The organism is Amycolatopsis sp. NBC_00355 (assembly GCF_036104975.1).
Taxonomy (GTDB): domain Bacteria; phylum Actinomycetota; class Actinomycetes; order Mycobacteriales; family Pseudonocardiaceae; genus Amycolatopsis.
In genome coordinates this window covers 9,561,561-9,573,929 of record NZ_CP107982.1, presented here as the reverse complement: position 1 = coordinate 9,573,929, position 12,369 = coordinate 9,561,561, and the positions used below count along the sequence as shown (strand labels likewise).

Annotated in this window: 14 protein-coding genes; 3 read left to right on the top strand and 11 right to left on the bottom strand. The window is 71.5% G+C overall.

Features of this window, described 5'->3' with window-relative positions; all coding sequences use genetic code 11:
• Window positions 1–139: 139 nt before the first annotated feature.
• Complete coding sequence (locus tag OHS18_RS44590) at window positions 140–1,798, top strand: fumarate hydratase (RefSeq protein ID WP_328614869.1); 1,659 nt, start codon at window positions 140–142, stop codon at window positions 1,796–1,798.
• Between the two features lie 118 nt (window positions 1,799–1,916).
• Here OHS18_RS44590 and OHS18_RS44585 read toward each other — a convergent pair whose 3' ends face one another.
• From OHS18_RS44585 to OHS18_RS44570, 4 genes are all read right to left on the bottom strand, one after another.
• On the bottom strand, window positions 1,917–2,597 hold the full coding sequence (locus tag OHS18_RS44585) for a hypothetical protein (protein ID WP_328614868.1): 681 nt from the start codon (window positions 2,595–2,597) through the stop codon (window positions 1,917–1,919).
• Between the two features lie 85 nt (window positions 2,598–2,682).
• Entirely contained in the window at window positions 2,683–4,107 is a 1,425-nt protein-coding gene (locus OHS18_RS44580) for a DHA2 family efflux MFS transporter permease subunit (protein ID WP_328614867.1), read from the bottom strand.
• Between the two features lie 83 nt (window positions 4,108–4,190).
• A complete protein-coding gene (locus OHS18_RS44575; protein WP_328458807.1) occupies window positions 4,191–4,628 on the bottom strand; it encodes an SRPBCC family protein in 438 nt (145 codons plus the stop codon).
• 14 nt (window positions 4,629–4,642) lie between these two features.
• Entirely contained in the window at window positions 4,643–5,152 is a 510-nt protein-coding gene (locus OHS18_RS44570) for a hypothetical protein (protein WP_328614866.1), read from the bottom strand.
• An 85-nt stretch (window positions 5,153–5,237) separates the two neighbouring features.
• On the opposite strand from OHS18_RS44570, the gene OHS18_RS44565 reads away from it, so the two are divergent.
• On the top strand, window positions 5,238–5,780 hold the full coding sequence (locus OHS18_RS44565; protein ID WP_328614865.1) for a MarR family winged helix-turn-helix transcriptional regulator: 543 nt from the start codon (window positions 5,238–5,240) through the stop codon (window positions 5,778–5,780).
• Complete coding sequence (locus OHS18_RS44560) at window positions 5,777–6,142, top strand: hypothetical protein (RefSeq protein WP_328614864.1); 366 nt, start codon at window positions 5,777–5,779, stop codon at window positions 6,140–6,142. Before OHS18_RS44565 ends, OHS18_RS44560 begins: the two co-directional genes overlap by 4 nt.
• Before the next feature lie 97 nt (window positions 6,143–6,239).
• Here the strand turns inward: OHS18_RS44560 and OHS18_RS44555 are convergent, their stop codons facing one another.
• The 7 genes from OHS18_RS44555 to OHS18_RS44525 are packed head-to-tail and all read right to left on the bottom strand — an operon-like array spanning window position 6,240 to window position 12,288.
• Window positions 6,240–6,773, bottom strand: a complete 534-nt coding sequence (locus tag OHS18_RS44555) for a hypothetical protein (RefSeq protein WP_328614863.1) — start codon at window positions 6,771–6,773, stop codon at window positions 6,240–6,242.
• Between the two features lie 49 nt (window positions 6,774–6,822).
• Window positions 6,823–7,620, bottom strand: a complete 798-nt coding sequence (locus OHS18_RS44550) for an ABC transporter permease (protein ID WP_328614862.1) — start codon at window positions 7,618–7,620, stop codon at window positions 6,823–6,825.
• On the bottom strand, window positions 7,598–8,452 hold the full coding sequence (locus OHS18_RS44545; protein ID WP_328614861.1) for a 2-aminoethylphosphonate ABC transporter permease subunit: 855 nt from the start codon (window positions 8,450–8,452) through the stop codon (window positions 7,598–7,600). The genes OHS18_RS44550 and OHS18_RS44545 overlap by 23 nt, the downstream gene beginning before the upstream one ends.
• A complete protein-coding gene (locus tag OHS18_RS44540; RefSeq protein ID WP_328614860.1) occupies window positions 8,449–9,510 on the bottom strand; it encodes an ABC transporter ATP-binding protein in 1,062 nt (353 codons plus the stop codon). Before OHS18_RS44540 ends, OHS18_RS44545 begins: the two co-directional genes overlap by 4 nt.
• The gene (locus tag OHS18_RS44535) at window positions 9,507–10,511 is read right to left on the bottom strand and encodes a 2-aminoethylphosphonate ABC transporter substrate-binding protein (RefSeq protein ID WP_328614859.1); all 1,005 of its coding nucleotides are present in this window, start codon (window positions 10,509–10,511) and stop codon (window positions 9,507–9,509) included. The genes OHS18_RS44540 and OHS18_RS44535 overlap by 4 nt, the downstream gene beginning before the upstream one ends.
• The gene (locus OHS18_RS44530) at window positions 10,508–11,173 is read right to left on the bottom strand and encodes a phosphonatase-like hydrolase (RefSeq protein WP_328614858.1); all 666 of its coding nucleotides are present in this window, start codon (window positions 11,171–11,173) and stop codon (window positions 10,508–10,510) included. Before OHS18_RS44530 ends, OHS18_RS44535 begins: the two co-directional genes overlap by 4 nt.
• Window positions 11,170–12,288, bottom strand: a complete 1,119-nt coding sequence (locus OHS18_RS44525) for a TIGR03364 family FAD-dependent oxidoreductase (RefSeq protein WP_328614857.1) — start codon at window positions 12,286–12,288, stop codon at window positions 11,170–11,172. The genes OHS18_RS44530 and OHS18_RS44525 overlap by 4 nt, the downstream gene beginning before the upstream one ends.
• Between the last annotated feature and the right edge of the window lie 81 nt (window positions 12,289–12,369).

Genomic DNA, 12,369 nt, shown 5'->3' with positions numbered 1-12,369 from the left:
CAAGGGCACGCCCCCCAGGGAGGGTGGGGGCGCGGCCGGGGGCGGGTGGGGTGCTTCACAGTGGCCGGACGCCTCTGGGGCTTGGGTGCCGCGGGTGCGTAGGGTGGACCGATCCCGGAGCTGGCAAAGGAGCCTGGCAGTGCCGTCCACCACTTTTCAGCACACCGAAGTCCTCCCGCTGGGCAAGGACACCACCACGGAGTACCGGCTGGTCACCGACGAAGGCGTCGAGACCTTCGAAGCCGCCGGGCGGAAGTTCCTGAAGGTCGACCCCGCGGCGCTGACCACCCTCGCGCGCACCGCCATCACCGACATCCAGCACCTGTTGCGCACGTCACACCTGACGCAGCTGCGCGCCATCGTCGACGATCCAGAGGCGAGCGGCAACGACCGGTTCGTCGCCATGGACCTGCTCCGCAACGCCGCCATCTCGGCCGGCGGGGTGCTGCCCATGTGCCAGGACACCGGCACCGCGATCGTCATCGGCAAGCGCGGCGAAGGCGTCCTCACCGGCGGTGACGACGAGCGTGCCCTCTCACAGGGCATCTACGACGCCTACCAGCAGCTCAACCTGCGGTACTCGCAGATGGCGCCGGTCAGCTTCTGGGACGAGCGCAACACCGGCACGAACCTGCCGGCGCAAGTCGAGCTCTACCACAAGGACGGCCAGGACGACCCGGCCTACGAGTTCCTGTTCATGGCCAAGGGCGGCGGCAGCGCCAACAAGACGTTCCTGTACCAGGAAACGAAAGCCGTCCTGAACCCGAAGCGGCTCGCCCGGTTCCTCGACGAGAAGCTGCGCAGCCTCGGCACCGCGGCCTGCCCGCCGTACCACCTCGCGATCGTCGTCGGCGGTATGTCCGCGGAGTTCAACCTGAAGGTCGCGAAGCTCGCCTCCGCGCGCTACCTCGACAACCTCCCGCAGGAGGGCTCCGAGCTCGGCCACGCCTTCCGCGACCCGAGCCTCGAGCAGCAGGTCCTCGAGATGACGCGCCAGTTCGGCATCGGCGCGCAGTTCGGCGGGAAGTACTTCTGCCACGACGTCCGCGTCATCCGGCTCCCCCGCCACGGCGCGTCGTGCCCCGTCGGCATCGCCGTGAGCTGCTCCGCCGACCGGCAGGCGAAGGCCAAGATCACCGCCGACGGCGTGTTCATCGAGCAGCTCGAGCGCGACCCGGCCCGCTTCCTGCCCGAGGTCACCGAGGAGGACCTCTCCGACGACGTCGTGTCCGTCGACCTCAACCGGCCGATGGCCGAGATCCGCGCCCAGCTCTCGCAGCTGCCGGTGAAGACCCGGCTTTCGCTGTCCGGGCCGCTGGTCGTCGCCCGCGACATCGCGCACGCGAAGATCGCCGAGCGTCTCGACGCCGGCGAGGAGATGCCGGAGTACCTGAAGAACCACCCGGTGTACTACGCGGGCCCGGCGAAGACGCCGGAGGGCTACGCGTCCGGCTCGTTCGGGCCCACCACGGCCGGGCGGATGGACTCCTACGTCGCGCAGTTCCAAGCCGCCGGCGGCTCGCTTGTCATGCTGGCCAAGGGAAATCGCTCGAAGCAGGTGACGTCGGCGTGCGAGGAGCACGGCGGTTTCTACCTCGGGTCGATCGGTGGACCGGCCGCGCGGCTGGCGCAGGACTGCATCAAGAAGGTCGACGTCCTCGAGTACGCCGAGCTCGGTATGGAGGCCGTCTGGAAGATCGAGGTCGAGGACTTCCCGGCGTTCATCGTCATCGACGACAAGGGCAACGACTTCTTCGCCAGCACTGGCGATCCGGTGCTGCAGATCAGCTTCCGCTGAAATACCACACAGCGCCCCCTTCGGCCGTCCACAGTGGCCGATGGGGGCGCTGTCGGGTGATCAGGGCGGGGAAGGGAGCACCAGCCCGCCGCCAGTGCTCCCCTCCTTCCCTGCTCCCTCAGCCGACGCGCTCGATCCGCGCACGCCGGATGAGGAACTTTCCGGGTTCCCGAACCTGTTCGAAGGCCGCGTTGTTGAGCAGCGCGCAGCTGCCCGACACCGACGTCACCGTCACGGTGGTGGACTTCGAGTTGTCGAGGTTCGTCACCTTCAGCTTGGTCCCCGCGGGGAACTGGTTGCTCGACGCCGCCGGCGCACCGGCCTCGCCCGAGAGCGTCACGGTCGAGCCGGCACACACCACGTCGCCCGTCGCGGCACCGTTCTGGTTCTGCTGCTGCGCCGGGGCCTGCTGGGCGGGCGCCTGCTGGGCCGGGGCCTGCTGCGCGGGCGCCTGGGCCGGGGCCTGCTCGACCGGCGCCGCCTGGCCGTTGTTCGCGACGACGTTCGCGGTGCATTCCGCGACGACCCGCCGTTGCTGGATGAGGTCCACCACCGCCTGGCGGTTGGCGATCCTCGCGGCCGACTGCGCGTCCGGGTTCGCCTGCTGCCCGGCGATGAAGTTCAGGTTGTTCTGCAGCGCGGTGTCGAGTCCCGCGCAGTTCTCCTTGGGCGCTTCGGCCGCGTTGCTCGCGGGGCTGCTCAGCGCGATCGCGGCCGCGGTTACGCCGGAAACGCCCAGCAGCGCGGCCAGGCCGATGGTCGCTCGCTTGCGGTGCCGACCACTAGTCAACCGGGGCATGTTCCGTTCCTCTCTGATCACCACCTCATCCGGGAATACGGCCCGGTAACGAAGGTGGTTCACCGGGATGCGGGACTTTTTCGGCCTAGTTGCCCGAAGCCGAGGTCACGGGCTCGCCGAGATGGTCCGGACCACTGACGCGCGCGGCGGTCGCCAGGGCCCACCGGCCGGTGGTGACGAGCCCCAGCACGAACACCAGCACCCCGCAGCCGGCGATGATCACCCAGCCGGTGCGGCCCGTCCCGGGCGGCAGTCCCTCGCTCGCGGCGACGACCACGCCGATCACCGCCACCCCCAGGGAGATCCCGACCTGGCGGCTGGTCGAGGCGACGGCCGCGGCGAGCCCGGCGCGGTCCCGCGGCATGCCCGACACCGCGGCGTTCGTGATCGGCGCGTTGAGCATGCCGAACCCGGCGCCGAAGCACACGTAACCCAGTATCAGCACGGAGATCGGGGTGGTCGGGCTGATCCCGGAAAGCACGATCCCGGAGGCCGCGATCCCCGCCCCGGCGACGAGCAGCGGCAGCCGTGGCCCGCGGGCGCCGACGAGACGGCCGGACAGCGGCGCGAACACCGCCGTCACCACCGCCATCGGCAGGGTCAGCAGACCGGCGTCCAGCGCGGACAGCCCGCGGGCGTCCTGCAGGTAGAGCGAGTTGAGGAACAGGAACCCCGACAGCGCCGCGAGCCCGGTGACGGCGGTCAGCGTGGCGCCGGAGAACGGCACGCTGCGGAAGAACTTCAGGTCCAGCAACGGATCCCGGCGACGCCGTTCGTAGGGCAGCAGCACGGCCAGCGCCACCGCGGCGATGACGAAGCAGCCGACGATCTCCGGGGAGCCCCAGCCGGCGCCGCGCCCTTCGATGATCCCGTAGATGAGCGACGCCAGCAGGACGATGACCAGCAGCTGTCCCACCGGGTCGAGCCGGCGCGGGTGCGGGGACCGTGACTCCGGCACGAACAACGCCGTCAGCACGATCGCGGCGATCCCGACCGGGACGTTGATCCAGAAGATCGAGCGCCAGCCCGCCCAGCCGACGAGCGCGCCGCCGAGCACCGGCCCGACGGCCATGCTCAGCCCGACGACCCCGGCCCAGACGCCGATCGCGCGGGCGCGTTCGCGGGGCTCGGTGAAGATGTTGGTGACGATGGACAGCGCGACCGGGTTGAGCATCGAGCCGCCGATCGCCTGCAGCGCGCGGAACGCGACCAGCAGACCGATGTTCGGCGCGATCCCGCACAGCAGCGAGCCGAGGCTGAACAGGGCCAGGCCGGTCTGGAACGTCCGGCGGCGGCCGATGCGGTCGGCCGTCGAGCCCGACAGCATGAGCAGGCTGGCCAGCACGAGGGTGTACGCGTCGATCGTCCACTGCAGACTGGACACCGACGCGCCCAGTTCGCGCCGGATCGACGGCAGCGCGAGGTTCACGATCGTGTTGTCGAGCCCGACGATGAACAGGCTCATGCAGCAGACGGCGAGGACCACCCGCCGCCGGACCGGCTGTGGCACCCCGCACCCCGCTCGTTGTCAGCGACAATACTTAGCACTGTACAACTAATTTTTCGCGGGGCCGGGTGACCCGAACCACGCCGTCAGCCCGGGAACAGCTCCGTGAGCCGGGCCAGCGTCTTCTCGATGCCCTGGGTGTTCTTGCGCGGGAACGGGCTGAGGCTGATGGCGAGCGGGAACTTCGCCGTCGACCAGTCGAACGTCTCGGTGACCTCGGTGCGGCCGCCGTCGAGGGGTTCGAGGCGCCAGCGCCAGCGGTGGCCGTTGAAGTGGCGCCAGGCGATCAGGCGGCCTTCTTCGTACTCGACCACGGTGTTGAGGACCTTGTAGGACGCGCCCATCTTCATGTCCATGCCGAACTTCGTGCCGAGCACGAGCCGGTCCGGGCCTCCCGGCTGGGGGGCCCGGACCGTCCCGGATCCGTCGATGAGCGGGTGCTGGGCCGGATCGGCCAGGAGCCCGAAGATCTTCTCCGGGGTCGTGGCGACGATCGTGGTGCGTGAGACCTGACGGCTTCCCATCACCCGAGCCTAGATCATTTGGTCGTCTTCAGGACGACCGTGCGCTGGTCGAGCGGCGCGGCCAGTGCCACGGAGATCACCGGGAACCGGATGTCCATCGTGCACATCTGGCCGGTCTGCGCCTTCGTCTCGCTCAGGTTGACCACGACGCGGTCGCCGGCCTGCTCGGTCGCCTCGCCGAGGGCGTGGCCGCAGCCGCCCTCCTGGGCGCGGATGTTGAGGATCGTGCCGCCGTTGGCCGTCCACACCTCGTGCGGGTAGTCGGCGGGCAGCGCCGCCGCGTCGACCTTGTTCGGCGGCACCGGGGTACTGCCTTCGGGCACGGTGAGCCGGGGTTTGCCGGGCGGGTTCGCCGAGGGCGACGTCGGCAGCACCGACTCGCTCGGCGACGTCGAAACGCTGCCGGAGGGTGCTACGGAGTCGCCCCCGGAAGCGGGCTGGCTGATGGGCATGTCCTGGCCGGCGCAGGCCGTCGCCATGAGGAGGATCGCGCCTGTCCCGACCACCTTCGCTAAGTACCTCATGCGTCCAGGACGGAACGGGGGCGGCGCGGGGTTGCACGAAGATCGATGACAAATACGGAAGTACGTACTAATGTAGTGCTTCATCATGAAGGACGTAGATTTTGCACGGGATCCGGACGACCGGTTGTTCGACCCGAAGGTCCGGACGGCGCTCGCCGAGTTCGCCGTCGACGACGACCTCGGCCCGCTGGAAGCGGCCGCGGCCGTCCGGACGGCCGCGCGCGGCCTGGATTGGCTGCGCTCGCACGGGACGGACAGCCGCGGGCTGAGCCCGGGCGCGCTGGACATCCTGATCCGGATCAGCGGGAGTGACGCCGGGATCAGCATCAAGGACCTGGCCGGCGCCGCCGGGGTGAGCTCGCGGAACGTGACCGGCCTGGTCGACACGCTCGAGCGGAGCGGACTCGCGGAGCGCGTCCCCGCCCCGGCGGACCGGCGGTCCGTGCTCGCCCGGATCACCCCGGCCGGGCGGACGTGGCTCGAGGAGTTCCGGCGGCCGTCCCAGGCGGCGATGGCGGCCGTCTTCCGCGGGTTCACCCCCGGCGAAACCGCGCTGTTGCGGCACTTGTGCCTGCGTGTCGTGGAAAACCAGCACCACTTGGCCCGTTACCTGGAGGACCGACCATGACGACCCGTGAGACCGTTCAGGCCTACCACCGGGCGAGATTCGCCGGCGACGTGCCCGCCGCGGCCGCCCGCCTCACCGGCACGTTCACCTTCGAGAGCCCCCTGCTCAGCGCCGACGCCGACAGTCACCTGGCCGGGCTCCCCGGCTTCCTCCGGGTGGTCACCGGCGTGGAGATGATCAGCGAGCTGTACGGCGAGTCGGAAGCCACGCTCGTCTACGACGTGCACACCGCGACGCCGGTGGGCACCCAGCGCACGGCGGAGCACTTCCGCCTGCGTGACGGCCGGATCGAGGCCATCACGCTGATCTTCGACGCCACCCGCTGGCACCCGATCATGGCCGCGGCCCCTCACCCCGCGTGACCCAAAGCCGCCACTTTCTCTAGGAAAGATGCGAGTTTGCGCGGGGTGAGGTGACACGTTCGTGGGGGTGTGTGGTGCTTTCGGGTGATGCCGGGGCTCAGCCTTGGCGGAGGACGACCGTGCGCGTGCCGAGGGGTGCGGCCAGCGTCAGCGGGATGCTGATCTCCTTGATGTAGTCCGGGCACATCTGGCCCTTCGTCCCGGACGTCACCGTGATCAGCACGACCACCTGCGCCGCGTTCTGGTCGCCGACCCGGGCCGAGACGCGGCGGCAGCCGCCCTCCTCCGCGCCCAGGACCACCGTCTTGCCGTCCAGGCTGCGGGTCAGCGTGCGGGGGTAACCCTCCGGCAGGCCGCGCGCGTCGACCTGGGTCTCGGCGATGACGTCGTCACCCGGGGCGATGCCCTGCGTCGGGCGGCCGACCGTGCCCGGGGGCGGCGGGTCGAACGTCGGCGTCACCGTGCCCGGCACCGTCGGTGCCGTCGTGGGCGTCTCCGGCCCGGTGCTGCTGACCGGCGGCGGAGTGGCCGAAGAGGCCGACGGGGCCCCGGCGCCGGTCGAAGAAGCCCCGCATGCCGTCAGCGTGACCAGCAGCAGGCCCGTCCCCAGCAGTTTCACCGCGTTGCGCATACCTCCAGGACGGAACGCGGGCCCTTCCGGTTGCACCGCGCCCGGAACGTCACCGATGGGCGGCTCGTCCCCGGACCAGGCCCAGCAGGCTGACCCCCACCAGCGTCACCACCAGCAACAAGACCGTCGCCGCCGAAGCCAGGAACACCTGGCCGCGGTCGGTCAGCGCGAAGATGCTCGCCGGGAGCGTGCGCCAGTCCGGCGGGTACAGCATCATCGTCGCGCCCAGCTCGCCCATCGACATCGCCAGCGCGAGGCTCGCCGACGCCGTCATCGCCGGCAGCAGCACCGGGACGCGCACCCGCAGCAGCACCCGCACCGGCGACGCGCCGAGCGACGCCGCGGCCTGCGCGAGCTGCGGGTCGACGCGGGCGAGCGCGGCCGAGACCGTGCTGTAGGCGAACGGCAGCAGGATCAGCAGGTGCCCGAGCAGCACGATCCAGCGGGTGCCGTTGAAAGCCAGCGGCGGCCGGCTGAACGCGATCAGCAGCGCGAGGCCGAGCACCACCGACGGCACCGCGATCGGCAGGTGGAACACCGTGTCGGTGATCCTGCGCAGCCGCCTCGGCGCGGTTTCCGCCGCCAGCGCGGCCCACGTGCCGAGCAGCACGGCCGCCGCGCCCGCGATCACCCCTGTCTGGATGCTCACCGACAGGCTCGCGAACGTCTCCCCCGACAGCGCCTCGGTGTAATGGCCGAGGGTGAACCCGCCCGGCAGCACGCCGGTCCAGTGCCCGGCGAACGACGCGAGCACGATCATCACCAGCGGCGCCGCGACGACCACCGCGAACAGCACGCCGAACACCAGCCACAGCAGCGCTTTGCTACGCCGCGTCCACAGCAGCACCGCGGCTCCTTCCGCCCAAGACCCGGTAACTCCCGTACAGCAACAGGGAAATCGCGACGTCGACCAGCGCGACGACACTCGCCGCCGGGAAGTCGAACGTGACGATCCCCTTGCCGTACACCAGCATCGGCAGCGTCGTGACGCCCTTCGCGCCGAGGAACAGCACAATGCCGAACTCGTTCAGCGCCAGCAGCAGCGTCAGGCACGCGCCCGAGGCCAGCGACGGCAGCGCCGCGGGCAGCACCACCCGCCACAGCACCCGGCCGGGACGCGCGCCCAGCGCCGCCGCGACGTCCAGCTGCACGCCCGGGACCTGGCTGAACGCCGCCAGCGCCGGACGCATCACGAACGGCGTGTAGAAGGTGATCTCGGCCAGCAGCACACCCCACGGCGAGTACAGGAACCCGCCGGTGCCGAAGACGCCCGCGCTGCCGTAGAGGAACGTGAACGCCAGCGCGATGAGGAACGACGGGAACGCGAGCACGGTGTCGACCAGCCGCGACAGCGTCCGCGCCCCGGGGAACGGGACGAACGCGACGACCAGCGCGAAGAACGTGCCGAGCAGCACGCAGCCGGTGGTCGCGCCCAGGGCGAGCAGCACCGTCTGCCACGCCGCGTCCCGGAACTCCGCCGAGCCGAGCACTTCAGCCCACTTCGCCAGGCCGACGCCGTCGTCCGTGGACAGGGACTGCCCGGCCACCAGCACCAGCGGGTAACCGAAGAAGACGGCCACGACGACCAGCGGCGGCAGCAACCAGAGCCCACGGCCGCGCCGCCCGGAAGCCCGCCGCGGCGCCGGGGCCACCGTGGCTTCGAGCGCGAGGCCGGTCATGCGCCGACCCCGACCAGCGGGCAACCGTCCGGAATGGACACTCCCACCGGGGTGCCCACCGCCAGGCCGGCGACGTCCGGGACCTCGGCGCGGATCGTGCCGCCGGTCGCCTCGAGTTCCAGGTCGAGGCGGTAGCCGGTGCCGCGCCACTGGACCGCCCGGACCAGCGCCGGGAGCGTGTCCGCGCCGGGTTCGCCGACGCCGACGCGGTGCGGGCGCACACCCAGCGCCACCGGCTGCCCGGGGCTCAGCGCGCCGGTCGGCTCGGCGGTCAGCACGCGCGCGCCGAGCCGGACGGTCGACGGCGTCCCGGCGTGGACCACCTCGACCGGGATCAGGTTGGCCGCGCCGAGGAAGCTCGCGGTGAACCCGTCGGCCGGGCGGCGGTAGAGCTGCTCGCACGGGCCGGTCTCGACCAGCCGGGAGTCGCGCATGACGGCGATCCGGTCGGCCAGCGCGAGGGCCTCACCCTGGTCGTGGGTGACGTAGACGAGCGTCGTGTCCGGCAGTTCGGCGCGCAGCCGCAGCAGCTCCGCGATCATGTCCTCGCGCAGCGCGGCGTCCAACGCGGACAGCGGCTCGTCGAGCAGCAGGACGTCCGGCCGGATGGCCAGCGCCCGGGCGAGCGCGACGCGCTGCTGCTGCCCGCCGGACAGCTCGCGCGGGTATCGCCGGGCGTAGGCGCCCATGCCGACGAGGTCGAGGACTTCGGCGACGCGCGACGCGACCTCGGCACGCGGAGCCCGCCTCGCGTTCAGTCCGAAAGCGACGTTCGCGGCGACGCGCAGGTGCGGGAACAGCGCGTAACTCTGCACGACGACGCCGAGCCCGCGCCGATGCGGCGGCAGGTCGGTGACGTCCTGCCCGGCCAGGAACACCCGCCCGGAGCTGGGCCGCACGAACCCCGCGAGGGCCTTGAGCGCCGTCGACTTGCCCGAACCGGACGGCCCGAGCAGGGCCAGGGTCTCGCCGCGGGCCACGGCAAGGCTCAACGAGTCCAGCGCCGTCGTCCGTCCGAAGTGGACAGAGACGTCGCGGAACTCGACCGCCGGGGTCATCGCCCGACGGCCTTCTTGTACGCGGCCAGGTCGGCGTCCAGCTTGCCGAGCACCGCGGCCCAGTCCGGGCGCCAGATCTCGACACCCTGCAGCGCGGCCTTGATCTTGTCCGCGTTCGGGCCGGTGGCGGTGACGTCGGCGCGGGCCGGGATGCCGAACGCGTCGGCGGTCTTGGCCTGGACCTGCGGCGAGAACAGGAAGTCGAGGAGCTTCCTCGCCTCTTCCGCGTGCGGCGCGTTGGTGACGAGACCGGCGTAGTAGGGCAGCGCGAACGTCGAGCGCCGGCCCTGGGCGTCGGCCGGGAAGAAGACGTCGAAGCCGCCGCTCTCGGCGATCTCGGCGAGGTTCATCTGGAGGTCGCCGTTGGCCACCAGCAGCTCGCCCTTGGCCACCTTCGGCTGCAGCTTGCCGGTGGACGACGACGGCCCGGCGTTGTTCGCCTCGAGCCTGCCGAGGTAGTCGAGCGCGCCCTGCTCGCCCAGCACGTGCTGCAGCTGCAGCAGCACCGCGGTGCCGTCACCGGCCTCGCCGGGCGTCGAGTACTGGACCTTGCCCTTGAGCTTCGGGTCGAGCAGGTCGTCCCAGGTCTTCGGGGTGGCCCCCGGGTTGTGGATGAAGCTGAGGTAGTTGTTCATCATCGCGAAATAGCGGCCCCGCGGGTCCTTGTCCGTCACTTGGTCCGCGCCCGGCGGGGTGTACGGCTGGAGGAGCCCGGCGACGCGCTGGACGAACGGCGGCAGCGTGACGAGGACGTCGGCCTTCGTGTTGGCCTTCTCTTTCTCGACTCGCGAGGCGACCTCGCCGGAGCCGGCTGTCACGGCTTCGACGGTGATGCCGGTCTGCTGCTCGAACTCGGCGAACCGGGCGGTGTACCAGTCTTCCAGTCCGTCCACTGTGTACACGGTGACGGTCTTGCCGCCGGCGGACGCGGCGCCGGTGCCACCGCAGGCGGCGAGCAGTCCGGTCAGCGCCACGGCGAGCACGGCGATGGTCTTTCTCATCGGATTTCTCCTAGTACAGCGGGAAGGTCACGGACGGAGTCGAGGATGTGGGTGGCGTCGAGGAGGTCTTCGCGGCGGCCCGCGCCGGTGAGGACACCCGCGACGACCGACGCGCCCGCGCGGAGTCCACACAGGACGTCGGACGCGGTGTCGCCGACGACGGCGACGTGGCGTACGTCGGTGACTTCGAGCCGCATGGCGGCGGTGAGGACGAGATCGGGGAACGGGCGGCCGCGGACGCCGTCGCCCGGAGCGAGCGCGAGGTCGGCGAGGTCGCGCCAGCCGAGCGCGTCGAGGATGGCCTGCTGGGTCGCCGGGGCGAAACCGGTGGTGAAGGCGACCTTGACGCCCTTCTCGCGCAGGTCGCGGACGACGTCTTCGGCGCCGTCGATCGGGGTGCACGCGCCGCCGCGCACGAGGTCGCCGTACGCGCTTTCGAACGCGGCATTGGCTTGCTGCGCGCGGGTTTCGTCGTCGAGCAGGGCGCGGAAGACGGTGATCTTCGACTGCCCCATGGTGTCGAGGACGTACTGGAGCATGTCCGGGTAGCGCTCGTCGGGTACGCCGACGGCGCGGATGGCTTCGGTGAAGGCCCGCACCACGAGGCCGTCGTCGGCGACGGTCGTGCCGGCCATGTCGAACACGACGAGTTCGGTGGTCACAGGCCCAGCTCCGCGGCGGTGTCTTCGGCGATGGCGGGGGCGCAGGTCATGCCGCGGCCGCCCGGCCCGGTGACGAGGAAAGCGTTGTCCGCGACGCGTTCCCGGTGCACGATCCGGCCGGTGTCGGTGGTCTGCGCGTAGACGCCGGCCCAGCGGCGCCGGATACGCGGCAGCGGCCTTCCGAGCAGCGCGGACGCGACGTCGGTGAGGTGCTCGTAGGGGTCTTCGGTGACGTCGAAGGCGAAGGGCTCGTCGTACTCGTGGGTGTCGCCGATCGTCAGGGAGCCGTCGAGCCGCTGGACGAGCAGCAACTGCATGCGGTGGTGTGCGGCGACGTCCCCCTGTGGCTGCGTTGCCGCCAGTGTGCCGAGGGCCGGACCGCGGTAGGCGGGGTAGTAGCGGAAGCTGTCACCGTCGGCGACGCTCGTGGTCAGCTCCTCGCCGAGCGGCTCGGTCTGCGCCATCTGCAGCCGGACCTTGCGCACGGGCGGGCGGCCGGCCAGCTCGCGCACGAGCCCGCCGGTCCACGCGCCAGTGCAGAAGACGACGACGTCACCGTCGTGCCGCTCACCCCGGTCGTCGGCGACGCCGGTGGCGCTCAGGTGCCGGACCTCCCGGCCGGGCCGCCAGGTGTAGCGGCCACTGCGCTCGAGTTCGGCACGCAGGGCGGGCTGGGCGACGCGGGGTTCGACGGCGGCGTCGCGCTCGCACCGGAGCGCGCCGAGGAAGTCCCCGCGCAGGGCCGGATTCAGGTTTTTCGTCTCGGTGGCGTCGAGCAGCTTGTACCCGCGGTCGGCGGCCTCGGCGCTCGCGGCGCTCTCCTGCGCCACGGCGAGTTCGGCTTCGGTCCGGACGACGCTCAGCGAGCCGTTCGCACGGAAGCCGAGCGCCGGAACACGCTCGCCGATCCGTTCCCACAGCCGCCGAGCCCGCAGCGCGGTGTCCAGTTCGGCGCCGGTGGCCCGGCCCCCGACCCAGACGAGGCCGAAGTTGCGCACGGACGCGCCCCGGGCCTCGGGTTCCCGTTCGAGCTGGACGACGTCGTGGCCGCGCTCGACGGCCTGCCAGGCGTGCAGCGTGCCGAGCACGCCACCGCCCACGATGAGGATTCGCACGCCGCACACGCTCGCGGCCACGCGCCAACGGCGCCTGACCCGACGGCGAACGGAGCGTGAAGCGCCATCGAATATTGGACC